The organism is Janthinobacterium sp. GW822-FHT07H10 (assembly GCF_058798675.1).
In genome coordinates this window covers 52,772-77,012 of the sequence record NZ_JBXAKS010000017.1, presented here as the reverse complement: position 1 = coordinate 77,012, position 24,241 = coordinate 52,772, and the positions used below count along the sequence as shown (strand labels likewise).

Here is a 24,241-nt window from a genome sequence, read left to right as displayed (position 1 = left end):
GTTCCGCCCTTTTTAGTTTCTGGCGTTAGCTAAGCTGGCTTAAAACCACGTCTCGACCTGGAAGCCGTACGAGGTGCCGCTGGTATTGTTGTTGTAGATCGGGCCGCCGTTGTTCGACGCGTTGACCGAAGCGGTGGCCGCATCGTTCCATTTGCCGTAGGTCACGAAGGCGCGCAGCTCGGGACGCGACCACAGGCCAGGGCCGGCCGAGATCGTCGGCGCGATGGTCAGCTTGGTCAGGCGCTTGGCCGGCAGGCCGCCCGCTTGCGTCACGCGGTCCGTGCCCAGTTCCGTCACCAGCTTGAAGTTGTTGGTGAAGGCGTACACGGGGCGCACGCCGATCGAGGTCCAGGTCGAGGAACCGGTGACGTTCGACTCGTCTTTTTGCCACAGGGCGACGAATTCCATGCCGAAGTTTTCCATCGGCTGGATCGCCATGTCATTGAAGATGCGCGTGCGCTTGCGGTCCGAACCGTAGGAAGTGCTGCCCGAGGCGCCCATCTGGCCGTTGCCGTCGCCGCCGATGCCGGGGCCGACGCCATATTGCACGCCGAAGGTGTTGCCGCCGCCGAAGACTTTGCCTTGACGGTGGAATGCCGACAGTTGCCAGCCGTTATGTTTCGGGCCGTAGATGTCGTTGTCCTTGCCTTCGGCCGTGATGATGGTGGCCGCCAGGTCCAGCGTGCCGTTGACGTTGACGGGAATGTCGCCGTAGATGAAGTTCTGGCGCACGGCCGAACGGGTGCCGAGGATGGCGCCCGTGTTCTTGTCGCGGGCGTTGACGTCGTTGTCCTTGAAGAAGGCGTACGAGAATTTGCCGGGACCCACTGGAATGCGGTCGAGGCCGGCGCCCGTGCCGTTCATATTGATGTACTGCAAGTCCAGCATGTGGATGTCAGGACGGTAGTAGAAACGCTTGCCGACCCAGGCCGTGCCGCCGTTGAGGAAGTCGAGTCCCTGCGCTTCCACGTAGGCCTTGACGATGCCCAGCTTGTTGTCGCCGAAGTCCGAGTTCGGCGCATACGCGTTGACCCAGATGGTGGCCAGGTAGTTCACGCCGCCGGACTTGGCGACGGACTTGGTGTAGCCGAATTCCGTGTAGGCGTCGCACTCATTGCCCAGACGATATTTCATGGTATTGCCGCCCAGGCCGAAGCAACCTTGCGAACCGCCGTCGCCGGAGGTATTGCTGCCGGCGCCGGCGCGCAGGTAGCCGTGGAAGCCTTCGGCGTCGGATGGGTACATGGGGTCGGCCATGGCGGCGGCGCCGGCGAGGGCCAGGAGCAGGGCGGGCAGGGTTTTCAATGCGGTGCGGTTCATGCGGTCTCCAGAAAGATGTAGGTGGTAGCGGTGCGCCTGAAAAGGCGGCCACCGCGCACGGTCTAATGCCGAAAACCAAGTCTAGCAGCGCATTTTTAACCACCCTGATACAAAACGAACAAGTCGCGATACTTTCTTTCAAAGTGTTGTTTTTACTCAATGTCGATACTCTCGCGCATAGCGGCGCTGCAAAAGAGTATTGAATTGCGGTTTTGGAGTATCAGAAAGTATCAAGTTCCGGTGCTACATTGTGGTCGTGGTGCTAAGTATTCACGCATTGCCAACGACAAAAACACTGGAGACACACAATGAAACGTACCGCCATTGCCGCGCTGTGCGCCGGCGCCTTTTGCCTCAGCGCATCCGCTCTTGCCGCAACCGACCTCGTCATCGCCACCGTCAACAACGGCCACATGATCGAGATGCAAAAGCTCAGCAAGTTCTTCGAGCAAGCCAATCCCGACATCAAGCTCAAGTGGGTGACCCTGGAAGAAGGCGTCTTGCGCCAGCGCATGACCACCGACATCGCCACCAAGGGCGGCCAGTTCGACGTGATGACCATCGGCCTGTATGAAACCCCCATCTGGGGCAAGAAAAACTGGCTGATCCCCATCAAGCCGGATGCCAAGTACGATATCGACGACTTGCTGCCCGCCATCCGCGAGGGACTCTCCGGCGACGGCAAGCTGTACGCGTCGCCGTTCTATGGCGAAAGCTCGATGATCATGTACCGCAGCGACCTGGTCAAAAAGGCGGGCGTGACCATCGAGGACCGCCCGACGTGGAACCAGTTGCGCGACGTGGCGGCCAAGCTGCACGATCCGGCCAACGGCGTGTACGGCATCTGCCTGCGCGGCAAGCCGGGCTGGGGCGACAACATGGCCCTGATCACCACCATGGCCAATTCCTACGGCGGCCAGCTGTTCGACATGCAGTGGAAACCGCAATTCACCAGCAAGCCGTGGAAGGACGCGGTCAACATGTACGTCGACCTGATGAAGAAGTACGGTCCGCCGGGCGCGGCCGCCAACAGCTTCAATGAAAACCTCGCGCTGTTCAACCAGGGCAAGTGCGGCATCTGGATCGACGCGACGATTGCCGCTTCCTTCATCACGGATCCGAAGCAAAGCAAGGTGGCCGACAAGGTCGCGTTTGCCCAGTCGCCCGTGGGCGTGACGGAGCGGGGCGCCAACTGGCTGTGGATCTGGTCGCTGGCCATTCCGTCGAGCTCGAAGCACCCGAATGAAGCGCAGCGCTTCATCAACTGGGCCACGTCGCCCGATTACGTGAAACTGGTTGCCAAGGAAACCAGCTGGGCCAACGTGCCGACGGGCACGCGCAAGTCCACCTACGCCAGCCCCGAGTTCCAGAAGGTGGCGAAATTCGCGGCCGCCGAAGGCAAGGCCCTGGCCACCACGCGCGCCGTGCAAAGCACCTTGCCGCCGTCGCCATACGTGGGCGTGCAATTCGCATCGATCCCCGAATTCCAGGTGATCGGCGTGGCGGCCGGCCAGCAGATGGCGGCCGCACTGCTGGGCAAGATCAGCGTCGAGAAGGCGCTGGAACTGTCGCAGCAGACGGCCGAGCGAGAGATGCGCAAGGGTGGGTACTACAAGTAAGCCTGCTGCATAGTTTGCGTACCCCAACGGCATAAATCTGGGATCGGACCCTGAGGGTCCGACCCCGGTACTTTAGCTTTGCGGGTGATCGGTTCACCTGTCCCAAGAGAACATTATGAAACGCATTATCCCCCGGACTTTGCTGACGCCGGCCGTGGCCGCCGTCTCCGTCATTTCCGTGATCCCGCTGCTGATCACGCTGTATTACGCGTTCGTGCGCTATTCCATGCTCGATCCGAGCGGCCATCCCTTCCATGGCCTGGCCAACTTCCATTTTTTCTTTACCGATGCCTCTTTCCTGCCGGCGTTGCAGAATACTTTCACCCTGCTGTTTTCCGTCATGCTGATCACGGTGGTGCTCGGTGCCGCGCTGGGTTTGCTGATCAACGAAGCGTTTCCCGGGCGCGCCATCGTGCGCGTGCTCTTGATTTCTCCCTTCCTCGTCATGCCGGCCGTGAATGCCCTGATGTGGAAGAACATGCTGCTCAACCCGATTTACGGCCTGTTCGCGCAGATCAGCATCTTTTTTGGCCTGACGCCCGTCGACTGGCTGTCGTCCCACCCCTTGTTCTCGATCATCATGATGGTCTCGTGGCAATGGCTGCCGTTTGCCTGCCTGATCTTCATGACGGCCCTGCAGTCGATGGACCGCGAACAGCTGGAAGCGGCGCGCATGGATGGCGCCACCTATCTGCAGCAGTTGCGCTACCTCTATATTCCCCACCTGGGCCGCGCCGTCTCGGTGGTGCTGATGATCGAGATGATTTTCCTGCTGTCGATCTTTGCGGAAATCTTTACCACCACGGGCGGCGGTCCCGGCTTCGACACGACCACCATCACCTTCATGATTTACCAGCAGGCACTGCTGTCCTATGACGTCGGAGCGGCTTCGGCCGGTGCGCTGTTCGCCGTGCTCATCGCCAACATCGCCGCCTTCTTCCTGATGCGCGTCATCGGCAAGAACCTGTCGAAATAAGGAGACCTTGATGCATAGCAAACTCAATCTGTATGGCCGCACGGCCGCCGCCTGGCTGTTCGCGCTGCTGCTGTTCTTCCCCATCTTCTGGCTGGGCCTGATGGCCTTCAAGACGGAAGGGCAGGCCATTTCCACGCCGCCGCTGCTGTTCTTCACGCCCACGCTCGACAGCTTCCGCGAAGTGCTGGCGCGCGACAATTACTTCGGCTACGCATGGAACTCGCTGTTTACCAGCGTGGTGTCGACGGCCATCGGCTTGCTGATCGCCATTCCGGCCGCGTATTCGATGGCCTTCTTCCCCACGGGCGGCACCATCGGCTTGCTGAAATTCATGCTCAGCTCGCGCTACATGCCCGGCGTGGGCGCCCTGATGCCCATCTATATCTGCTACCAGTACTTCGGCCTGCTCGACACGCGCATCGGCCTGACCATCATGTTCATGCTGATGAACCTGCCCATCATGATCTGGCTGCTGTACACGAGCATGAAGGAGCTGCCGCGCGAAATTCTGGAGGCGTCGCGCATGGATGGCGCCACCGTCTGGGACGAATTCCGCCACGTCGTGCTGCCCCTGTCCGTGGGCGGCATCGCCTCCACGGCCCTCGTCTGCATGGTGTGGTCGTGGAATGAATCGTTCTGGTCGCTGAACCTGGGCGCTTCCAACGCGGGCACGCTGGCCTGGCTCATCGCTTCCTACTCCAGTCCGGAAGGCTTGTTCTGGGCCAAATTGTCGGCCGCCTCGCTGATGGCCATCGCCCCGATCATGGCGCTGGGCTGGTTTTGCCAGAAACAACTGGTGCAGGGGATGACCTTCGGCGCCGTCAAATAAATGATGCCTCCATAAACCTGCTGCGCGGCCCGAGTTCGGCTCTCCGTTGCTCACTGTGCATCCGCACGGCTCGGCGACTCACACCGAACGTGAACCGCTCGCCACGGTTTCTGAAAGCATCGAAAACAAATCAGAATTGAGACAAATCATGGCTTACCTTCAACTGAGCAATATCGAAAAATTCTTTGGCGAACACCGCGCCATCAAGGGCATCGACCTGGAAATCCAGCAGGGCGAGTTCGTCGTCTTCGTGGGACCGTCCGGTTGCGGAAAATCAACATTGCTGCGCCTGATCGCGGGCCTGGAACCGATCGACGGCGGCAAGCTGGCGCTCGACGGGCGCGACATCACGGCCCTGCCGTCGTCCAAGCGCGACCTGGCGATGGTGTTCCAGTCGTATGCGCTGTACCCGCACATGACGGTGTTCCAGAACATGTCGTTCGCCTTGAAGCTGGCCGGCGTCGATGCGGCCATCATCCGCGAGAAAGTCGACAAGGCGGCCGCCATCCTCGACCTGGGGCGCTACCTGGAGCGCACGCCGAAGGAGCTGTCGGGCGGCCAGCGCCAGAGGGTGGCCATCGGCCGCGCCATCGTGCGTGACCCGAAAGTGTTCCTGTTCGACGAGCCGCTGTCGAACCTGGACGCTGCCCTGCGCGTGCAGACGCGCATCGAGATCGCCAAGCTGCACCGCGAACTGGGCGCCACCACCATCTACGTCACGCACGACCAGGTCGAGGCCATGACCCTGGCCGACAGGGTGGTGGTGCTGCGCGACGGCCAGATCGAGCAGCATGGCTCGCCGCTGGAACTGTACGACCGTCCCGCCAACCGCTTCGTCGCGCAATTCATCGGCACGCCCAGCATGAACGTGGTGCCGGCCGACGCCGCGCCGCAGCTGCTGGCGCAGGCGGGCAGCGCGGCGCAGGCCGACGGCTTTGTCGGCATCCGCCCCGAGCACGTGCACCTGGGCGCGGCGCAGCCGGGCAGCGTGCCCGTCATCGTCGACCTGGTCGAATCGCTGGGCGTGGAAACGCTGACCTATGTGCGCCTGCCGAACAATGTGCAGCTGGTGTCGCGCGGCGCCGAGCGCAGCAGCCTGCAGCCGGGCCAGCAGACGCACCTGACGTTCGAGCCGGGCTACGTCCATTATTTCGACCGCGCCGGCAAGACCTATGCGGCGGCGAAAGGAGCGCTGTAATGGCTGCCATCGCATTGAAACAGGCGCACCTGGCGCGGCTGCCGGCCGGCGTCGCCGTGCCCGCGTATGCGCGCGAGACGCTCGTGCCCAGCATCGTGCATATCGGCGTGGGCGGCTTTTACCGCGCCCACCAGGCCGTCTACCTCGATGACTTGCTGGCCTTGCCGGGCCAGGCGCAGTGGGGCTATTGCGGTGTGGGCCTGCTGGCGGGCGATGCGGCCATGCGCGATGCCATGCAGTCGCAGGACGGCTTGTATACAGTGGTCGAGCGCAGCGCGGCCGGCGATACGGCGCGGGTCATCGGCTGCGTGGGCGAGTACCTGTATGCGCCGGACGACCCGCAGGCCGTGCTGGAAAAGCTGGCCGATGCGGGCACGCGCATCGTCTCGCTGACCATCACTGAAGGCGGCTACTACGTCAACCAGGGCACGGGCGAGTTTGACGCGGCGCATGCCGACATCGTCTACGAGCTGGCGCACCCGCAGGCGCCGCGCTGCTCGTTCGGCTACCTGGCCGCCGCCCTGGCCCTGCGCCATGCGCGCGGCTTGCCGCCGTTTACCATCATGTCCTGCGATAACCTGCAAAACAATGGCGACGTGACGCGCAAGATGCTGCTGGCCTTTGTCGCCCTGCGCGACCTGGAGCTGGCGCGCTGGCTGGCCACGCATTGCAGCTTCCCCAACAGCATGGTCGACCGCATCACGCCGGCCACCACGGATGAACACCGGGCGCTCGTGCGCGACACGTTTGGCATCGTCGATGCCTGGCCCGTCGTGTGCGAGCCGTTCCGCCAGTGGGTCATCGAGGATGACTTCCCGCACGGCCGTCCGGCCTGGGAACGGGTGGGCGCGCAGATGACGCACGATGTGCTGCCGTATGAAAAGATGAAGCTGCGCCTGCTCAATGCCAGCCACCAGGCCCTGTGCTACATTGGTATGCAGCTGGGCCACACGTATGCGCATGAAGCGATGGCCGACCCTGGCATCCGCGCGCTCGTGCGGCGCATGATGGACGAGGAAGTCACGCCCCTGCTCGACGCGGTGGAGGGCGTCGACCTGGCGCAGTACAAAAATACGCTGGTCGAGCGCTTCTCGAATCCGGCCGTGCGCGACCAGCTGGCGCGCATCGGCACGGAAGGCTCGGCGCGCATCCCGAAATTCGTGCTGCCCTCCGTGCGCGAGGCGCTGGCCAAGGGCGGCGCCATCAAGCTGCTGGCCTTCACGGTGGCATGCTGGTTCCGCTACCTGGAAGGCCACGACGAGCAGGGGCGCGACATGCCCCTGAACGATCCGTATGCGGCGCGCCTGCGCGCGCTGGCGCTGCAGGGCGGGGCGGATGCCGCAGCGCTGCTGTCGCTGCGCGAGCTGTTCGGCGACTTGAGCGACACGCCCGCGTTCACGCAGGCGGTGGGGCAGTCGCTGGCCAGCCTGTACGGGCTGGGCGCGCGCGCCGCGCTGGAACAGGCCGTCAACTGAGGGGAGGGCGCGCCATGGCACGCAAGGCCGAGTATCCGCAGCCGCAGATGGAGCTGGAACAGCAGCGCGACGCCACGCCCGGCTTCGAGCCGAAAGGCAGTTTCGGCTTCATCCGCTACCTCGAGCACGGCTTTCCGAATTCGCTGGTGCGCTGGCATTACCATGACGAGTACGAGCTGCATCTGATCGTCGAATCGAGCGGCAAGGTCTTCGTCGGCGACTACATCGGCCAGTTCACGCCCGGCCACCTGGTGCTGACGGGGCCGCGCGTGCCGCACAACTGGGTCTCGCTCGACACGCCGCCCGAGGGCGTGGCCCTGCGCGACATGGTGATCCAGTTCGGCCATCCGCCGCTGGCCTCGATGGCGGCCGCCATCCCCGAACTGAAGGGTATCTTTCCGCTGCTGCAGCGCGCCCTGCACGGCGTGGAGTTCTTCGGCGCCAGCGAGCAGTCGCTGCGGCGCTTCCAGCGCATCCGCGACACGAGCGGCCTGCCGCGCTTCATCGAATTCCTGACCCTGCTGGGCGAGCTGGCGCAGACCAGCGACTACCAGCTGCTGTCGACGGTGCCGATGCAGTCGAGCGACGACGACGTGGCCCTGGCGCGCATCAGTTCCGCCATCAACTACATCGTGCACAATTACAGCAGCCAGTTCTCGCTGAAACAGCTGGCCGAGCAGGTGGACATGCCCGAGCGGACGTTTTCGCGCTTCTTTCGCAGCGCCACCGGTAACAGCTTCACGGACTTCGTCAACCGCCTGCGCATCAACAAGGCGTGCCAGCTGCTGATGGAGACGGAGCGCTACGTCAGCAACATCTGCTACGAGGCGGGCTTCAACAATGTGGCCAACTTCAACCGGCGCTTCCTGGAGTTGAAGGGCATGACGCCGAAGGAATTCCGCCAGCAGGCGCTGGGCCGTTTTGGCGAGTGAGGCTTTTTGAGGTACATTGGATGGCACGGGCGGGGACAGCCCGAGAGAGACGAGCATGGAACACCAATGGCAGAAGGACGGCGAGCGCAAGGCGCCCGAGCTGGAGCGCGAAAGCTACGACGGCATCATCAACTACCTGGAACACGGCTATCCCAGTTCGCGCGTGCGCTGGCACTGCCACGAGGAGTACGAGCTGCACCTGATCGTCGCCACCAGCGGACGCCTGTTCGTGGGCGACTATATCGGCGAATTCTCGCCCGGCCACCTGGTGCTGACGGGCCCCCGCTTGCCGCATAACTGGATCTCGAACGTCGTGCCGGAAGGCGGCGTGGCCCTGCGCGACATGATCGTGCAGTTCGCCCACGCGCCGCTGGCCGGCGCCGCGCGCGTCATCCCCGAACTGCGCGAGCTGCTGCCGCTGCTCGAGCGTTCCAGCTATGGCGTGGAGTTTTTCGGCATGGGCCAGGAGGCGCAGCGCCATCTGGCGCGCATCCGCGCCACGCACGGCGCCGAGCGCTTCGCGGAATTCGTGCAATTGATGAGCACACTGGCGCGCACGGCCAACTACCGGCTGCTGTCGAGCGCTTCCCTGCGCTCGTACGATGACGACGCCACCCTGGCCAAGGTCAATTCGGTGCTCAACTACATCACGGACAACTACCGCGAACCGATTTCGGCGGAAATGCTCGCCGAGCAGGTGGGCATGTCGCTGAGTAAATTCTCGCGCTTCTTCCGCAAGGCGACGGGCAACAGCTTCACGGATTTCGTCAGCCGTTTGCGCATCAACAAGGCGTGCCAGCTGCTGATGGATACCGACCAGTACGTGTCGAACGTCTGCTACGACGTGGGCTTCCAGAACGTGGCCAATTTCAACCGCCGCTTCCTGCAGGTGAAGGGCGTCACGCCCAAGCAATTCCGGCGCCAGGCCGATGGCCGCTTCGGCGGCATCGGCGGACCCGTGGCGGATGCGCCACAGACCTCCTGAAGGCTGTCATCGGCTTGTCATTTTGCCCAGTTACTCTCCACGGCTTGAATCCCCACCCTAGCCGAGGAATGCATGAACACTGCTGTAACGTCGACCCCGAAACTGACCCTGCTGGCCTTGGCCGCCAGCCTGACCCTGGCCGCCTGCGGCGGCAGCGACAGCCACAATGAACCGGCCAAGCCGGTGGCGCAGACGGGCGTGTTCCTCGACGGCGCGGTGGAAGGCCTCGATTACGTGGCGGGCAGCGCGGCCAAGGCCAGCACCAACGCCAAGGGCGAATTCACCTGCAATCCTGGCGACACGGTGGCGTTCAGCGTGGGCGGCCTGGCCCTCGGCTCGGCGCCGTGCGGCGCCGTCGTCACGCCGCTGGCGCTGGCCGCCAGCACGAATGTGGCGGACGACAAGGTCGTCAACCGCCTGATGGCGCTGCAATTGCTCGACGAGGACAGCGATCCGTCGAACGGCATCAAGCTCACGGCCGAAGTGAAGGCGGCGCTGGCCGGCAAGACGCTGGACTTTGCCGCCGCGCCGGCCGTCTTCAACACGGCGCTGGCCGGGCACCTGGCCGGCCTGGGCGCGAAATTCGCCGCCCGCGGCGTCGATGCGGAACGCCGCGCCCTCGTGCGCGAGCATTTCGAAGACACGCTGGCCTCGAAGGTGGGCGCTCCCGTCAACGAAGCGCTGACGCAGGCCAATCCCGTCGGCGAAGTGAAAGTGACGGTGACGCGCTACCAGATCCAGGCGGCCGACAAATTCTACGTGCCGTACGAAGGCGCGAACGCGAAGATCAAGGGCGAATTCCCGAACGGTTTCCTGCCATCGTATGGCTCGGGCCTGGCCTACAAGGGCAAGAATGCAAACGGCGACCTGGAATTCTATGGCTTGACGGACCGCGGCCCGAACGGCGATGGCCCGCTGGTGCCCGATCCATCGGGCAAGGGCACCATCGGCAGCAAGATCTTCCCCTCGCCCAGCTTCACGCCATCGTTTGGCGTGATCACGGTAGGCAAGAACGGCGCCGTCCTGGCCTCGTCAACGCCGATCAAGGTATCGGCCAGCGTCAACAGCTCGGGCTTGCCCGTGCCCGTGGGCGCGGTCGGCAATTCGGCCGAGATTCCCGTCATGGATGCGATGAAGTTCGATACGAGCGGCAAGGCTGTCTTCAATGCGGGCGGCCTCGATTCGGAGTCCATCGTCGTCGACGCCAAGCGTAACGCGCTGTGGGTGTCCGACGAATACGGCCCCTTCATCATCAAGATCGACGCGGCCACGGGCGTGATCCAGGCCAAGTATGAACCGGGCAAGGGCTTGCCGGCGCTGTTCGCCAAGCGCCGCGCCAACCGCGGCATGGAAGGCATGACGCTCGACGCGAGCAACGACAAGCTGTACGCCTTCCTGCAAAGCCCCCTGACGGACGGCACGGCCATGTACTCGGTGACGAAAAAGGCCGAGCAGGTCGAGCGCTTCGCCCGCTTCACGCGCTGGATCGAGTTCGACCCGGTGGCGGGCACCAGCGGCAAGATGTTCGCCTATCCGCTTAACGCGGCCGACTACCAGGATGGCCGCACGGGCAACGCCAAGCTGGGCGACATGGTGGCGCTGGGCGGCGGCAAGTTCCTCGTCATCGAGCAGGGCGCCGCGCCGTCGGGCAAGGTATTCAACAAGCTGATGCTGGTCGAATTGAAGGGCGCCACCGATATCTCGGCCGCCGCCTACAATGCCGCCAGCTCGGACCTCGAGAAGAGCAGCATGGGCGGCGTGGCCGTCAATGGCGCCGACTGGGCGGCCGTCACGCCGCTGAAGAAAACCCTGTTGCTGGACTTGAACGCCATCGGCTGGGCGGCGGAAAAGGCCGAAGGCCTGACCCTGGTCGACGACTCCACCATCGCGCTGGCCAACGACAACGACTTCGGCCTGAAAACCAAGGTGTATGACGCCAACGGCGTGGAAGTGGCGGATGCGGACGTGACCAAGTGCACGGTCGATGCCAACGGCACCATCGTCACCAGCAGCGCGGCCGGCTGCAATGCGGCCAACACCATCCGCGTGGCGCGCGGCGACGACCGCGAACGCCCAAGCCGGCTGTGGATCGTGAAGTTCGCCAAGGCGCTCACTGCGTATTGAACGATGGTGGATGTGTCGGATTACGCGGCGCGCGCGCCGCTAATCCGACCTACGCATGAAAAAAGCCGCGCGGTGCTGGGATGCACCGTGCGGCTTTTTTGTTATGAAGAGCGAACGTAGGTCGGATTAGGCGGGGCCGCCGAGGCCAAAGGCCGTAATCCGACATTCACCTGCTCATTTCTTTGTGTACGTATTCAACCAATCGAGCACCGTGTGATGCCACAGCAGGGAATTGGCCGGTTTCAGCACCCAGTGGTTTTCATCGGGGAAGACCAGCAGCTTGCTCGGGATGCCCTGGCGCTGCAGCGCCGTGAAGGTGCCCAGGCCTTGCGCGGTAGGGATGCGGAAGTCGAGGTCGCCCTGTACCACCAGCATCGGCGTCTTCCAGTTCTTCACGAAGTTGACGGGATTGAACTGCTCGTGCTTGGCCGGCGCGTCGTAGTACGGACCGCCGTTTTCCCACTCGGTGAACCACAGTTCTTCCGTCGCGTAAGCCATGCCGCGGTTGTCGAACACGCCATCGTGGTTGACCAGGCACTTGAAGCCGTCCGGCCAGTTGCCGGCGATCCAGTTCATCATGTAGCCGCCATACGAGGCACCCAGCGCGCAGCTGCGTTCGCGGTCCAGCCATGGGAACTTCTTGGTCGCCGCTTCCAGGCCTTTCTGCAGGTCGACCAGCGGCTTGCCGCCCCAGTCGCCGCTGATGGAGTCCGTGAACTTCTGGCCGTAGCCGGTCGAACCGTGGAAGTCGATGAAGACGGTGGCGTAGCCGGCGCCCGCATACACCTGCGGGTTCCAGCGGTAGCTCCAGCTATTGCCAAAGCTGCCTTGCGGGCCGCCATGGACGAGGAAGGCGATCGGGTACTTTTCACCGGCCTTGGCGTTCCACGGCTTCATGACGTGGCCGTAGACGGTTTCGCCATTCGCGCCGGCGAACGAGAACTGCTCATATTCGCCGAAGCGCACGTTGGCCAGCGCTTGCGCATTCTGCTTCGTCAGCTGGACCATCGGCGCCGTTTCCGACTTGGCGTCGAGCTTGCGCGTGTACAGCTGCGCGCCCGAGGCCAGGTTCGCCTGCGCCAGCACGATGGTATTGCCGCGCACGTCGAAGTCGCCGACGGCGCCCTTGCCCGTCAGGGCGCTGACCTTGCCGCTGGCCGCGTCGATATGGAACAAGCGGTGCTGGCCCACGTCGTCGGCGGCGACGAGGAAGGCCTTGCCGTCCGGCGTCCAGCGGAAGTCGGCCACGGAGCGGTCCCAGTCATCGGCCACGGTGCGTTTCTTGCCCGTGGCGACATCCATCAAGACCAGGTGGAAGCGGTCGGCCTCGAAGCCCGGCTTGGTCATGGCGACATACGCGAGCGTGCGGCCATCGGGCGAGTACGTGGCTTTCGCATCCCAGGCCGGATTGTCGGCCGTGAGATTGCGCGGCGCCTGGCCGCCGGCGGCCGGGATCGTGTAGACGTCGAAGTTGGTCGACCACGATTCCGTGCGGCCGGCCACGCGCACCGAGAAGGCGACCGTCTTGCCGTCCGGGCTGAAGTGGTATTCGCCGTTGTCGCCGAATGGTTTCGATGGCGCGTCGCCATCCAGGGTGCCGCTCAGGCTGACAGGCGCGGCGCTGACCTTGCCGGTGGCGTCGATGGGCGCCGAGTACAGCGCGTTGCGGCGGCCGTCGGCCCAGGTATCCCAGTGGCGCACGAACATCTGGTCGTAGACCATGCCGCTGGCCTTGTTTTTCGCTTTGTCATCGAGGCGCTTCTTCGTGCAGGCGAGGTCCGCGCAATCGAGGTAGACGCCCATGCTGAAGGCCAGGCGGTCGCCCTGCGGCGACAGGCGGTAGGTGTCGACGTCCAGCGGCAGGTCGGTGACCTTGGCCGCTTCGCCGCCGTTCAGGGGCAGCTGCCATACTTGCGAGGAGCCGGAGCGGCCGGACAGGAAGTAGATGGCGTCGCCGTTCGGCGACCATTGCGGATCGCTGGCGCTCGCTTCACTGCGCGTGAGCTGGCGCGGCGCGGCGTTGGGCGCGCGCAGGTCGATCAGCCACAGCTGCGTATTGCCGCGATTCTTGTCCAGGTTGGTGCTGCGCACCGTGTAGACGACGCGCGTGGCGTCCGGCGACAGCACGGGGCTGCCGACACGCTCCATGGCGACCATGTCTTCGACGGTGAAACCGCGCGGCGCGGCCGGCGCAGGTTCCGCAGCGGCGGCGGTGGTGGCCATGGCGGCACTGAATGCTCCCAAGAGCAGCAGACGTAAACTCATTCAAACTCCCGTTTTTATAATGCGACGTTATCGATATGGTATTGACGAGGCCGGCAGTACCGCCGGCAGCCCGACATCATAGCAATAAAGAGGCGGCTCCTGCGGGAGTTGACCGCCGGTTAGCTGGCCGGCGCTGCCAGTTGGTCAAGCGCCACGTGGCCGCGGAAACCGCCCCGGCTTGTCGCCGGCAAGCCGTCTTCGATGGCGTGGGCAAAGCGCACGCCGGGGTCGTCTTCGAGTGCCGCCAGCACGCGCGCCACGTGCGGATAGTCGGCCAGGCGCGCCAGCCGCAGCGGTTCAGCCCAGCGCGCCGTGGCGGCAAGGTAGGCGTCGGCGATGGTCGGTGCCGTGTCCGAGGCTAGCCAGGCGCGGCCGGCGAGCAGGCGCTCCAGGTGGGCCAGGCCCTGGTTCACCTTCTCGACGGCCATCTCGCGCCAGACGGCCGCGCGCGCATCGCCGTCTGCCGCGCGCGCGGCCTGGAAGGCGGGCATGAAGGCGGCGTGAAAGCTCGCGTGCAGAAATGACAGCACGCTGTTCAGGCGGTCGCAGGCGGGCGTGCCTTGGGCAAAGCCCAGGCCGCTGTGCGGCGCGCGGGCGGCGATATGCAGCAAAATCGCCATGCTTTCCAGCAGCGGCGCGCCCGTGTGCGTGAGCAGGGCCGGCGTCTGGCTCAATGGATTGATGGCGAGGAAGGCGGGATGCTGCTTGCTGGCCGGGTCGCGCGCTTCCACGCGGGCCAGTCGATAGGGCAGGCCGCTCCACTCGAGGGCGACGATGGCGGCAAACGAGCAGCCGAAAGGGACACTGTAGATCAGGGTGCTTACCATGGCGTGATTCCGTGCAAACGAGGGAAGGGCAGTCTAATCGACATGGTTACTATTTGGAAGAAGGCAGAATAATGTGGTATAGGTACATTTTTTATACCAATAGGGCATCCACATGAAAGACAATGTTTCCGGCTGCGCCGTGGAAGAAGCCATGCGATTGCTGGGCGGCCGCTGGCGGATCGTGCTGCTCAGCTATCTGATGGCGGGGCCGAAGCGCTTCAGCGAAATTCGCCGCGCCGTGCCGAATATCTCGCAGCGCATGCTGACCCTGGACTTGCGCGCGCTGGAAGAGGCCGGCTTGCTGACGCGCACGATTTACGCGGAAGTGCCCGTCAAGGTGGAATACCGGCTGACGGACGAGGGCCTGCGCCTGAAGGAACTGGTCGAGATGCTGCGCGCCATCGGCTTGCGCCTGCGCGGACAGGCGGACGCAGGCGGCGCCTTTCTCGCGCCGGCTGCCGAGGGATAATTCCCTACAGAAACAGCTGCTTTTATGGAAAGTGCTAGACTGCCGGCCTCCTGACACTGACTTTTTACTTTTCCATGCGCCTGACTTCCCTCGCCCTGACCGCCGCCGCCCTGTTCGCCACCCTGCCAGCCCAGGCGGCAAGCACGCCGACGCTCGAACAAATCCACGCCGCCGTGCAGGCGGGCGTGGCCAAGACCCAAGCCAAGATGCAATCGGCCATGCCGATACCGATCGCCGTCAAGGTTACCAGCCTGCAGGGCTGCCAGGCGTCGCAGGAAGTGCAAGGCGAAGTGGTGTGCCTGGTCGCCATGAGCGCCGGCATGCGCGATGGCTTTATGGTGCTGCCGCTGCGTAACGAGAACGGTACCTGGGTCGGCGTCGAGCGCAAGAATGCCAAGTTCGCGGGACCGTCGCCGGCCGAGGCGCAAGCGATGATACGCGCCTGGGCCAAGGAAGAAGTGGCGCGCGATCCGGAAGCGGCCAAGGATGTGCAGATGCAGGAAGCGCAGACGACCATGCAGGTCAAGGCCATCAACGAGTGCGAAGTCAAGCGCAAGACGGGTTACCTGGTGTGCGATACGGCGCTGAGCGTGCCGAGCCGCCCCGAAGACATCAAGACGGAACTGACGTTCATGCTGGAGAGCACGGGCTGGCGCTACGTGCCCCGTTAAGCGCATCGCTGTTTGCCGCCGGGACAGTCACGCTGTTCCGGCATCGCTTTCTCCATCCCCCCAGCGGCCGCGCCGCCACCTGCAATCTTTGCAGATTCGCAAGGCAATTCAGCAAGTAAAAATTGCCCATTTAAATTAATAATTAAATATTAAAATTAATGTATCGGTGCAGACTGCCGCCGGCTTTCTGCCGTCCCGCATCTGCCCTTTCCCCCGTGCCTGCACGGGCTACAGCCAAGGATCCGACCATGCGACTCAATCTTCCCGTCAGCGATACCGAGATCAATCTGAGCGATACCGAGACCATCGTCTCGACTACCGACTTGCAAGGCAATATCACGTATGCAAACCCGTATTTCATCGCCGTCAGCGGCTACAGCGCCGAGGAATTGATCGGCGCGCCGCAAAACATCCTGCGCCATCCGGACATGCCGGTGGAAGCGTTTGCCGATTTCTGGTCCACCATCCGCTCCGGGCGCTCGTGGAGCGGCATGGTGAAGAACCGCTGCAAGAATGGCGATTACTACTGGGTGCTGGCGAATGTCACGCCGGTGGTCGAGGATGGCGTGGCCGTCGGCTACATGTCCGTGCGCACCAAGCCCACGCGCCAGCAGGTGGCGCAGGCGGCCGCCCTGTACGCGCGCATCAAGGCGGGGCAGGCCGGCGGCACCGTCATCCGCCAGGGCACGGCCGTGCGCACGGGATGGCTGGCGCGGCTGGCGACCTTGCGCGACCTGGCGCTGGGCAAGCGCATCGGCTGGAACCTGGGCTTGCTGACGGCGGTCCTGCTGCTGCAACTGGCCGGCAATGCGGGCTGGCTGCCCGCGCGCGCCGCTGGCTGGCTGACGGGCCTGTCCATGGTGGCCGTATGCACGACCCTGTATTTCTGGTTCAGCCTGCACCGCGCCGTGCTGCAGCCGCTGCGGCAGGCGCGCCAGGCGTGCGACGTGATGGCGGGCGGCGACCTGACGGGCGAGCTCGACACCACGCGGCGCGACGAGATGGGGCAGTTGCTGCGCTCGCTGCGCCAGCTGCGCGTCAACCTGCATTCCATCGTCGGCGATGTGCGCGGCAATTTCCTGCGCATCAGCACGGCCAGCCAGGAAATCGCCGCCGGCAATCTGGACTTGTCGGGGCGCACGGAAGCGCAGGCGTCGGCCCTGCAGCAGACGGCGTCGAGCATGGAACAGCTGGCCGCCACGGTGCAGCAAAACAGCGGCAATGCCGTGCAGGCCAGCGACATGGCGGGCAAGGTGCACGGCCTGGCCGGGCGCGGCGGCGAGATCGTCGGCCAGGTGGTCACCATGATGGAGCAAATCGACGCTTCGTCGAAGAAGATCGGCGATATCACGGGCATCATCGAAGGCATCGCCTTCCAGACGAATATCCTCGCCTTGAATGCGGCCGTGGAAGCGGCGCGCGCGGGCGATGAGGGGCGCGGATTCGCCGTCGTGGCGGGCGAGGTGCGCAGCCTGGCGCAGCGCAGCGCGGCGGCCGCGACGGAAATCAAGCAGCTGATCACGGCGTCGCTCGAACAGGTGCAGGCGGGCGCGAAGCTGGCGCAGCAGGCAGGCGCCAGCAGTGCCGAAATGCTGGGCGCCGTGCAGGGCGTGCACGGCATCATGGCGGAAATCGCCTCGGCCTCGCGCGAGCAAAGCCACGGCATCGGTCAAGTGAATATGGCCGTCACGCAGATGGATGAAGTGACGCAGCAGAACGCGGCGCTGGTGGAAGAATCGGCGGCCGCTTCAGCCTCGCTGCAAGACCAGACCCTGCAGCTCGAGCAAGCGATGGCCCTGTTCAAGCTGGAACGGCGGCGCGGCGGCCAGGCGAGTCCGGTCACGCCCCTGCGCCCGCCCGAGCGCCGCCGGGCTACAGCAGGCGCTCTGACAATGCCTTGAAGGAAACGTTGGGCACGAGAAAGGCCAGCGGCGTTGACACCGGCGGCAGCTGCGCCAGCAAGCCGCAGTCGGCGCGCGAGGCCGTCAGCGCTTGCACTTGATCCAGATCAACGGGAAGGTCGATTTCGCCGAAGGCCAGCCTGCCGTTGCGCGGCACTGCAGCGATGGCCGCATCCTGGCAGGCGAGGAAGGCGACGGCGTCGCGCCAGTTGCCGAACAGGTGCTGCCAGTCGGCATCGAGGGTCTTGTCTTCAACAATATGTGCCTGGATGTCGAGCATGGGCGCGCTGCCGGCGCCGGGCGCGATCGTGCAGCGCGCCTGCGTGGCCGTCACTGCATGCGTCATGTTGGCGGCCAGGTGCGTGGGCAGGATGTCGCTGAACAGCCGCGTGCCCAGCGCATGCGGCAGACTGTCCATGATATTTTTCAGGAAATATACGCAGGGCATGGCGGGCGCGCCCGGCGGCGTGTGCTCCAGGTACAAACGCCAGTTGCTTTGCAGCGGAGATGGCAGCAGCCGGCGCAACGGTCCCAGCAGGGCCGGGCCGAAATGCCCGTGGCGGTAGGTCAGCACCGTGAACGGGGTCTTGCCGTCGCGCTGCCACAGGGTCACGCCGGCAGGCATCAGTTGCTGCGCTGCATGGGCATCGACCAGCCAGTTCACGTACACGACATCGCGCACGTCGCTGTGCAGGGTCAGGAAAGGCAGGCGCGCCATGACGGCCTGGCGCATGTGGGCAAAACGCGTGCTGTTGGCGAGCGCCGCAAGCAGCCGGCCACAACGGCCCGCGCGCGGGTGGCGGTAAGTATTGTCGTGCAATGGAGAGACTTTCGGGCAGGTGCAGGAAGATTGATATGCTCACGCTAAAGCGCCCGCCCACATCATCGCGAGCGGCGGCGAGGTGTGGCCGAGACGCGCCGCCGTACCAGGGTACGGCGAGCATCGCCGGCCGCACAGGGCGCCGCGCAGCCGATGCGGGCGGGTGCCACCATTACTGCATGTGCCAGCCGTGGCTGACGACGATCGACTGGCCGCTCAGCGCCGTCGACGGGAAGGCCGCCAGGAAGACGGCCGTTTGCGCGACGTCCTGCGTGGTGGTGAATTCGCCGTCGATGGTTTCTTTCAGCATCACGTTCTTGATCACTTCCTCTTCCGTGATCTTCAGCTGGGCCGCCTGCTCCGGGATTTGCTTGTCGACCAGCGGCGTGCGCACGAAGCCGGGGCAGATGACGTTGGCGCGGATATGGTCCTTCGCGCCTTCCTTGGCCACCACCTTGGCCAGCCCCAGCAGGCCGTGCTTGGCGGCAACGTAAGCGCTCTTGAAGGGCGAGCCTTCATGCGAGTGCACGGAACCCATGTAGATGATGGCGCCGCCGCGGCCCGCCTTGATCATTTCGCGCATGCAGGCGCGCGTGGTGAGGAAGGCGCCGTCCATGTGAATGGCCAGCATCTTTTTCCATTGATCGAACGGGTAGTCGACGACGGGGCTGATGATCTGGATGCCCGCGTTGCTGATCAGGATATCGATGCCGCCGAAGTGGGCCGCCGCGTCCGCCACGCCCTGGTCGACCTGTGCTTCGCTGGAGACGTCCATGGCGACGGCAAACGCCTGGCCGCCCGCCTGCTTGATTTCTTCGGCCGTCTTGCTGGCCGCGTCCAGGGCCAGGTCGGCGATCACGACTTTCGCGCCTTGTTTCGCGTATTCAATAGCCATTTCCTTGCCGATACCACTGGCGGCGCCGGTAATCAGTGCGACTTTGTCTTTGAGTTGCATATTAATCCTTTGCATTGCGGGTTGGAGTGATCGTGGGAAGCTTGACTACGCCAGTATAGCGAGAAAACGCTTCAGGCATGGCCCGCGCACGGCTACAAATCCGCTTGCCTGGCCTGCAATTGCTGCAACCGCCAGGCGCCGGGATTGGTGCCGGCCCAGGTGCGAAACGCATGGTTGAACGCGCTTTGCTCCTGGTAGCCGAGCAAAAAGGCGATGTCGACCAGCGACAGGCCCGGCTGGCGCAGGTAATCGCGCGCCAGGCCGTAGCGGGCCTGGTCGAGCAAGGCCTGGAAGCTGGTGTCCGCGTCGGCCAGCTTGCGCTGCAAGGTGCGCGGCGTGACGGCCAGCGCGGCGGCCACGCCGGCCAGCCTGGCCGAACCGTGGCGCAAGCCGGCCACGATGGCGGCGTGCACCTGCGCTTCGATGCCGGCGCCATCCTCGCCTTGGCGCTGCGCCAGCAATTGTTCCGCATGCTGGCACAGCACGGGATACAGGCTGACGTCCGCATTCGGCACGGGCCAGTCCAGCAATTGCGCGTCGAAGGTGGCCGTGTTGGCCGCGGCGCCGAAGGCGGGCAGGCTGCCCAGCACGCGCACGTATTCGTCGCGGTGGGCCGCGTGGCGCAGCAGTTCGCCGCCGCCATCATGGGTGAACGCCAGCCGGGCGGGCGGCAGCGCCACGCCGGCCAGCCAGTCGCCGCAGACGCGGATGCCGGCAAAGACGCTGTCGACCAGGTGCCGGCTGGCGGCCGGATAGTGGCTGGTCCAGCGGTAGTGCGCAACGGCGCTGTCGCGCTGCACGCTGGAGCGGCCCAGGTCGTGCGCCAGCCGTTCATAGCGGGCCGTCTGCTCCAGCGCCTGGCCCACGTTCTTGCAGCTGAGCAGTATCAAGCCATATGCGCTGTACGTGCCCATGCGCACGCGCTGGCCCACGTGCAGGCCGAAATGCGCGTCGCCCGCCAGCGCGGCGCCGGCGTCGAGCAGGCGCACATAGTCGCGCGCGGGCAGGTTGGCCAGCGAGGCATCGAGGCCGTGCGGCGCCACGCCGGCCGCCCGCGCCAGGGCGGCAGCTGAGATGCCGTGCGCGCCGGCCGCTTCCAGCAGCGGCTGCAGGTAGGCGCCGGCGACCCGGCCTTCGGCGGGATGGCTGTCAGTGCCTGTCATGATGGAACAATGCGATTGTCATGAAAAACCAATACCCTTGGCCTGCGGCGGCATATGCTGTTGATCAGGCAAGAACAGTATAGCAAGCCGCCGTGGCGCGCAACTGGCCCAACACAGGGGATGTCGATGCAACGCTGGAATGGCTGGGGGGACGAAAGCATCGTGTATGCGCTGAGTGGCGAGGCGCTGGCATTCCTGGGCGAGCGGCTGGGGCCGGGCACCCCCATTCTGGACGCCACGTTTGACGACGCCTGCGCGCAGGTGCCCGCCTCGCGCCTGGCGCCGCATCCGCTGATCGACACGAAGCCGGCCACGCGCGTGCGCCATGCGCTGGGCCAGAGCCTGCCCGACTGGTTCAAGCTGCGCCACGGCCGCATCGGCGCCGTGCCCGATGGCGTGGCCTTTCCCGACAGCGCGCTGCAGGTGCGCCAGCTGCTCGCGTATGCGCGCCAGGCGTGCGTGGCCGTCATCCCGCATGGCGGCGGCACCAGCGTGGCCGGGCACCTGACGGTGGCGGCCGGGCCGCGCCCCGTGCTGTCGATCAGCCTCGTGCGTCTGTGCGCGCTGGGCCACCTGGACCGCGAGGCGCGCCTGGCCACGTTCGGCGCGGGCGTGTATGGCCCCGACCTGGAAGCGCAGCTGCGCGCGCATGGCTACACGCTGGGCCACTATCCGCAGTCGTTCGAATATTCGACCCTGGGCGGCTGGATCGCCACGCGCTCGTCGGGCCAGCAATCGCTGCGCTACGGCCGCATCGAGCAGCTGTTCGCGGGCGGTGAAGTGGAGACGCCGGCCGGTACCCTGACGATCCCCACCTTTCCCGCTTCGGCGGCCGGCATCGACCTGCGCGAAATGGTGCTGGGATCGGAAGGCCGGATGGGCATCGTGACGCAGGCCACCGTGCGCATCGCGCCGCTGCCGCCGTATGAAGCGTTCCACGCCGTGTTCTTTGCCGACTGGGCCCAGGCGCAGGCGGCCGTGCGGGCGCTGGCGCAGGCCGATATGCCGCTGTCGTTGCTGCGCCTGTCGAACGCGCTGGAGACGCAAACCATGCTGACCCTGGCCGGACATAAAAAACTGGTGGGGCTGCTGGAGCGCTACCTGTCGCTGCGCGGCTGCGGCGACGGCAAATGCATGCTGATGGTGGGCGCCAGCGGCGAGGCCGGGCCGGCGCGCGCGGCCCTGCGCGGCGCGCTGGCGCTGGCGCGGCGGCACAAGGGCGTGCACGTGGGGCGGCACATGGGCGACAAGTGGAAGCAGGGGCGCTTTCGCAACGTCTACCTGCGCAACGGCGCCTGGGAACACGGCTATGTGATCGACACGGTGGAAACGGCCGTCGACTGGCCCCGCGTGACGCCGATGATGGCGGCGCTCGAGCAGGCGGGCCGCAGCGCGCTGGCCACGCATGGCGAGCAGGTGCACGCCTACACGCATTTGTCGCACCTGTACCCGCAGGGCGCCAGCGTCTACACCACGTATGTGTACCGGCTGGCGCCCACGTTCGAGGAAAACATGGCGCGCTGGCGCAGCCTGAAGGACGCGGCCAGCACCGCCATCGTGGCCAACGGCGGCACCATCAGCCACCAGCATGGCGTCGGCACCGACCATGCGCCGTGGCTGGCGGCCGAGAAGGGGGAGCTGGGCATGGCCGCCATGCGCGCGCTGTTCCGCCAGGTCGACCCGCAGGGCATGATGAATCCCGGCAAACTGCTGCCCGAGGCGGGAGGCGCATTGTGAGCGCCGCGCCGCGCCGGGACGACTTGCCCGAACTGCTGGCGCGCGAGTGGGATGTCCTGATCGTCGGCGGCGGCATCACGGGCGCCGGCATCCTGCTGGAAGCAGCGCGGCGCGGCTTGAAGGCGCTGCTGGTGGAGCAGCGCGATTTCGCCTGGGGCACGTCGAGCCGTTCGTCGAAGCTGGTGCACGGCGGCTTGCGCTACCTCAAGCAGGGCCAGTTCGCCATGACGCGCGAATCGGTGCACGAGCGGGTCGCCTTGCTGACGGATGCGGCGGGGCTGGTCGAGACGCAGGGCTTTGCCTTCGGCGACTATATCGGCCGGAAACCGGGCCGGCGCCAGTTCATGCTGGGGCTGGCCATCTACGACATGATGGCGGGCCGCCGCGCGCGCCGCTATGTCGACGCGGCGGACTTCGCCATGCTGGCGCCGCACATCAACCGCGACGGCCTGCGCGGCGGCATGCTGTACCAGGACGCCAAGACGGACGATGCGCGCCTGGTGCTGCGTGTGCTGCAGGAAGCCCGGCGCCATGGCGGCGCGGCCGTCAATTACCTGGGCGTGGAGTCCTTGCTGCGCGAGGGGGGGCAGGTGCTGGGCGCCACCTTGAACGATGGCGTCGGCGGCGCCCGGCTGGCCGTGCGCGCGCGCCTGGTGATCAGCGCCACGGGCGCCTGGGCCGACGGCCTGCGTGGCCAGGTCGGCGCGCCGCCGAAGCTGCGGCCCCTGCGCGGCAGTCATCTGCTGCTGCCGGCCTGGCGCCTGCCGCTGGCGCAAGCCGTCAGCCTGATGCACCCGCGGGATGGCCGTCCCGTCTTCGCCTATCCGTGGGAGGGCGTGACCCTGGTCGGCACCACCGACGTCGACCACGGCGGCCAGCTGGACAACGAGGCGGCCATCACGCGCGGCGAGCTCGATTACCTGCTGGCCGCGCTGCGCTGGCAGTTTCCGCAGCTGGCGCTGGGCGAGGCCGACGTGCTGGCGACGTTCGCCGGGGTGCGGCCCGTGATCGACAGCGGCCGGCTTGACCCGTCGAAGGAAGCGCGCGAACATGCGCTATGGCTGGAAAACGGCTTGCTGACGGTGGCCGGCGGCAAGCTGACGACCTTCCGCGTGATCGCCCTCGACGCGCTGCGCCAGGCCGCGCCGCTGCTGCCCGGCTGGCAGGCGGATGTACGCCCGCGGCCCATCTTCGCGCCGGTGCCGCCCCTGACAGGCAAGGCCTTGCTGCTCGATGGCGAACAGCGCGTGCGCCTGCAGGGCCGCTATGGCGCGGCCGCGCAGGCGCTGTGCGATGCGGCGCGCGATGGCGAACTGGCGCAAATTCCCGGCACGCAGACCCTGTGGGCGCAGCTGCGCTGGGGCGCGCGCATGGAGGACGTGCAGCGCCTGGAAGACCTGCTGCTGCGGCGCACGCGCCTCGGTTTGCAGCTGGCCGGCGGCGCGCTTGCTATCATGCCGCGCCTGCGCGCCATGTGCCAGGGGGAGCTGGGCTGGAGCGATGCGCGCTGGGACGAGGAGCAGCAACGCTACCTGGCCCTGTGGCGCAGCCATTACAGCGTGCCGCAGGGCGCATGAGGCAACGAAAAAGCAACGAAAAAGCAGCGAAAAAGCAACGAAAAAGCACCGATAAAAATATAAAAGAGGAGAACATCATCGAAACCACCCTGTTTGGCGAGGCCCTGGAACTGGGCGCCGCGCGCATCACCTATGACAGCCTGTCGCAGCTGGACCTGGCCCAGCCCGTGGCCGCCCTGGCCGACGACCTGGGCGAAGACCTGCTGCAAATCACGTGCGCGAATGGCGATATCGTCGACGTGGGCTGGTATCCGGCATGGAACGAGCAGGGACGCCTGCGCGTGGTGGCCGTGCGCGGCCAGGACTGGGAGGCGCCCGTATTCAGCGCGCAGCCGGACAAAGATCCGCAGTCGCTGCTGCGGGCGCTGCGCGCCGCGCTGGCCAGCGTGGCCTGAGCC

20 protein-coding genes are annotated in these 24,241 nt (G+C 65.6%); 14 read left to right on the top strand and 6 right to left on the bottom strand.

All coding sequences use genetic code 11. The features are described 5' to 3' along the window. Nucleotides 1–39: 39 nt before the first annotated feature. Nucleotides 40–1,320 (bottom strand): maltoporin, encoded by a 1,281-nt coding sequence (locus AC1RDJ_RS25935; protein WP_071324503.1) that lies wholly within the window; start codon nucleotides 1,318–1,320, stop codon nucleotides 40–42. 308 nt (nucleotides 1,321–1,628) lie between these two features. Here AC1RDJ_RS25935 and AC1RDJ_RS25930 point away from each other — a divergent pair, with 308 nt between their 5' ends. The 8 genes from AC1RDJ_RS25930 (at nucleotide 1,629) to AC1RDJ_RS25895 (ending at nucleotide 11,458) form a co-directional block, all read left to right on the top strand. Next, nucleotides 1,629–2,939 (top strand): ABC transporter substrate-binding protein, encoded by a 1,311-nt coding sequence (locus AC1RDJ_RS25930; protein ID WP_289889129.1) that lies wholly within the window; start codon nucleotides 1,629–1,631, stop codon nucleotides 2,937–2,939. Nucleotides 2,940–3,054: 115 nt separating this feature from the next. Then, nucleotides 3,055–3,915: a carbohydrate ABC transporter permease gene (locus AC1RDJ_RS25925; RefSeq protein WP_071324501.1), complete on the top strand. Its 861-nt coding sequence runs from the start codon at nucleotides 3,055–3,057 to the stop codon at nucleotides 3,913–3,915. A 10-nt stretch (nucleotides 3,916–3,925) separates the two neighbouring features. Next, nucleotides 3,926–4,744, top strand: coding sequence for a carbohydrate ABC transporter permease (locus AC1RDJ_RS25920; RefSeq protein WP_071324500.1), 819 nt, complete (start codon nucleotides 3,926–3,928; stop codon nucleotides 4,742–4,744). A 148-nt stretch (nucleotides 4,745–4,892) separates the two neighbouring features. Further along, a complete protein-coding gene (locus AC1RDJ_RS25915; RefSeq protein WP_493029153.1) occupies nucleotides 4,893–5,942 on the top strand; it encodes an ABC transporter ATP-binding protein in 1,050 nt (349 codons plus the stop codon). After that, a complete protein-coding gene (locus tag AC1RDJ_RS25910; protein ID WP_493029152.1) occupies nucleotides 5,942–7,417 on the top strand; it encodes a mannitol dehydrogenase family protein in 1,476 nt (491 codons plus the stop codon). Before AC1RDJ_RS25915 ends, AC1RDJ_RS25910 begins: the two co-directional genes overlap by 1 nt. A gap of 14 nt (nucleotides 7,418–7,431) precedes the next feature. After that, nucleotides 7,432–8,349: a helix-turn-helix domain-containing protein gene (locus AC1RDJ_RS25905; RefSeq protein ID WP_289889124.1), complete on the top strand. Its 918-nt coding sequence runs from the start codon at nucleotides 7,432–7,434 to the stop codon at nucleotides 8,347–8,349. 55 nt (nucleotides 8,350–8,404) lie between these two features. Further along, on the top strand, nucleotides 8,405–9,334 hold the full coding sequence (locus AC1RDJ_RS25900) for a helix-turn-helix domain-containing protein (protein WP_493029150.1): 930 nt from the start codon (nucleotides 8,405–8,407) through the stop codon (nucleotides 9,332–9,334). A 72-nt stretch (nucleotides 9,335–9,406) separates the two neighbouring features. After that, nucleotides 9,407–11,458, top strand: coding sequence for an esterase-like activity of phytase family protein (locus AC1RDJ_RS25895; protein ID WP_493029149.1), 2,052 nt, complete (start codon nucleotides 9,407–9,409; stop codon nucleotides 11,456–11,458). A gap of 174 nt (nucleotides 11,459–11,632) precedes the next feature. On the opposite strand, the gene AC1RDJ_RS25890 is transcribed toward AC1RDJ_RS25895, so the two are convergent. Then, entirely contained in the window at nucleotides 11,633–13,723 is a 2,091-nt protein-coding gene (locus AC1RDJ_RS25890; protein WP_493029148.1) for a S9 family peptidase, read from the bottom strand. A 119-nt stretch (nucleotides 13,724–13,842) separates the two neighbouring features. Next, the gene (locus AC1RDJ_RS25885; RefSeq protein ID WP_493029147.1) at nucleotides 13,843–14,550 is read right to left on the bottom strand and encodes a glutathione S-transferase family protein; all 708 of its coding nucleotides are present in this window, start codon (nucleotides 14,548–14,550) and stop codon (nucleotides 13,843–13,845) included. Between the two features lie 112 nt (nucleotides 14,551–14,662). Here AC1RDJ_RS25885 and AC1RDJ_RS25880 point away from each other — a divergent pair, with 112 nt between their 5' ends. The 3 genes from AC1RDJ_RS25880 to AC1RDJ_RS25870 all read left to right on the top strand — a co-directional run bounded on the left by AC1RDJ_RS25880 (nucleotide 14,663) and on the right by AC1RDJ_RS25870 (nucleotide 17,591). Then, nucleotides 14,663–15,019 (top strand): winged helix-turn-helix transcriptional regulator, encoded by a 357-nt coding sequence (locus tag AC1RDJ_RS25880; protein WP_493029145.1) that lies wholly within the window; start codon nucleotides 14,663–14,665, stop codon nucleotides 15,017–15,019. Nucleotides 15,020–15,093: 74 nt separating this feature from the next. Next, complete coding sequence (locus AC1RDJ_RS25875) at nucleotides 15,094–15,690, top strand: hypothetical protein (protein WP_493029144.1); 597 nt, start codon at nucleotides 15,094–15,096, stop codon at nucleotides 15,688–15,690. A 248-nt stretch (nucleotides 15,691–15,938) separates the two neighbouring features. Further along, nucleotides 15,939–17,591 (top strand): methyl-accepting chemotaxis protein, encoded by a 1,653-nt coding sequence (locus AC1RDJ_RS25870; protein ID WP_493029143.1) that lies wholly within the window; start codon nucleotides 15,939–15,941, stop codon nucleotides 17,589–17,591. Here AC1RDJ_RS25870 and AC1RDJ_RS25865 read toward each other — a convergent pair. From AC1RDJ_RS25865 to AC1RDJ_RS25855, 3 genes are all read right to left on the bottom strand, one after another. Further along, a complete protein-coding gene (locus AC1RDJ_RS25865) occupies nucleotides 17,563–18,411 on the bottom strand; it encodes a DUF2071 domain-containing protein (RefSeq protein WP_493029142.1) in 849 nt (282 codons plus the stop codon). The two genes, AC1RDJ_RS25870 and AC1RDJ_RS25865, sit on opposite strands and share 29 nt — an antisense overlap. Before the next feature lie 172 nt (nucleotides 18,412–18,583). Next, complete coding sequence (locus AC1RDJ_RS25860; RefSeq protein ID WP_071324488.1) at nucleotides 18,584–19,366, bottom strand: 3-hydroxybutyrate dehydrogenase; 783 nt, start codon at nucleotides 19,364–19,366, stop codon at nucleotides 18,584–18,586. 92 nt (nucleotides 19,367–19,458) lie between these two features. Then, nucleotides 19,459–20,529, bottom strand: a complete 1,071-nt coding sequence (locus AC1RDJ_RS25855) for an AraC family transcriptional regulator (protein WP_493029140.1) — start codon at nucleotides 20,527–20,529, stop codon at nucleotides 19,459–19,461. Between the two features lie 126 nt (nucleotides 20,530–20,655). Here AC1RDJ_RS25855 and AC1RDJ_RS25850 point away from each other — a divergent pair, with 126 nt between their 5' ends. Genes AC1RDJ_RS25850 through AC1RDJ_RS25840 form a run of 3 tightly spaced genes read left to right on the top strand, consistent with a single transcriptional unit; the run spans nucleotide 20,656 to nucleotide 24,238 of the window. Beyond that, nucleotides 20,656–22,266, top strand: a complete 1,611-nt coding sequence (locus tag AC1RDJ_RS25850; protein WP_493029139.1) for an FAD-binding oxidoreductase — start codon at nucleotides 20,656–20,658, stop codon at nucleotides 22,264–22,266. Continuing rightward, nucleotides 22,263–23,843: a glycerol-3-phosphate dehydrogenase/oxidase gene (locus tag AC1RDJ_RS25845; protein ID WP_493029138.1), complete on the top strand. Its 1,581-nt coding sequence runs from the start codon at nucleotides 22,263–22,265 to the stop codon at nucleotides 23,841–23,843. The genes AC1RDJ_RS25850 and AC1RDJ_RS25845 overlap by 4 nt, the downstream gene beginning before the upstream one ends. Further along, nucleotides 23,840–24,238, top strand: a complete 399-nt coding sequence (locus AC1RDJ_RS25840; RefSeq protein ID WP_493029137.1) for a hypothetical protein — start codon at nucleotides 23,840–23,842, stop codon at nucleotides 24,236–24,238. The genes AC1RDJ_RS25845 and AC1RDJ_RS25840 overlap by 4 nt, the downstream gene beginning before the upstream one ends. Nucleotides 24,239–24,241 lie beyond the last annotated feature (3 nt).

Coding starts and splice junctions, on each gene's coding strand:
- AC1RDJ_RS25875 (WP_493029144.1), top strand. CDS start 15,094: ATGCGCCTGACTTCCCTCGCCCTGACCGCCGCCGCCCTGTTCGCCACC.
- AC1RDJ_RS25890 (WP_493029148.1), bottom strand. CDS start 13,723: ATGAGTTTACGTCTGCTGCTCTTGGGAGCATTCAGTGCCGCCATGGCC.
- AC1RDJ_RS25870 (WP_493029143.1), top strand. CDS start 15,939: ATGCGACTCAATCTTCCCGTCAGCGATACCGAGATCAATCTGAGCGAT.
- AC1RDJ_RS25910 (WP_493029152.1), top strand. CDS start 5,942: ATGGCTGCCATCGCATTGAAACAGGCGCACCTGGCGCGGCTGCCGGCC.
- AC1RDJ_RS25915 (WP_493029153.1), top strand. CDS start 4,893: ATGGCTTACCTTCAACTGAGCAATATCGAAAAATTCTTTGGCGAACAC.
- AC1RDJ_RS25850 (WP_493029139.1), top strand. CDS start 20,656: ATGCAACGCTGGAATGGCTGGGGGGACGAAAGCATCGTGTATGCGCTG.
- AC1RDJ_RS25840 (WP_493029137.1), top strand. CDS start 23,840: ATGAGGCAACGAAAAAGCAACGAAAAAGCAGCGAAAAAGCAACGAAAA.
- AC1RDJ_RS25935 (WP_071324503.1), bottom strand. CDS start 1,320: ATGAACCGCACCGCATTGAAAACCCTGCCCGCCCTGCTCCTGGCCCTC.
- AC1RDJ_RS25895 (WP_493029149.1), top strand. CDS start 9,407: ATGAACACTGCTGTAACGTCGACCCCGAAACTGACCCTGCTGGCCTTG.
- AC1RDJ_RS25885 (WP_493029147.1), bottom strand. CDS start 14,550: ATGGTAAGCACCCTGATCTACAGTGTCCCTTTCGGCTGCTCGTTTGCC.
- AC1RDJ_RS25860 (WP_071324488.1), bottom strand. CDS start 19,366: ATGCAACTCAAAGACAAAGTCGCACTGATTACCGGCGCCGCCAGTGGT.
- AC1RDJ_RS25920 (WP_071324500.1), top strand. CDS start 3,926: ATGCATAGCAAACTCAATCTGTATGGCCGCACGGCCGCCGCCTGGCTG.
- AC1RDJ_RS25925 (WP_071324501.1), top strand. CDS start 3,055: ATGAAACGCATTATCCCCCGGACTTTGCTGACGCCGGCCGTGGCCGCC.
- AC1RDJ_RS25880 (WP_493029145.1), top strand. CDS start 14,663: ATGAAAGACAATGTTTCCGGCTGCGCCGTGGAAGAAGCCATGCGATTG.
- AC1RDJ_RS25855 (WP_493029140.1), bottom strand. CDS start 20,529: ATGACAGGCACTGACAGCCATCCCGCCGAAGGCCGGGTCGCCGGCGCC.
- AC1RDJ_RS25930 (WP_289889129.1), top strand. CDS start 1,629: ATGAAACGTACCGCCATTGCCGCGCTGTGCGCCGGCGCCTTTTGCCTC.
- AC1RDJ_RS25900 (WP_493029150.1), top strand. CDS start 8,405: ATGGAACACCAATGGCAGAAGGACGGCGAGCGCAAGGCGCCCGAGCTG.
- AC1RDJ_RS25905 (WP_289889124.1), top strand. CDS start 7,432: ATGGCACGCAAGGCCGAGTATCCGCAGCCGCAGATGGAGCTGGAACAG.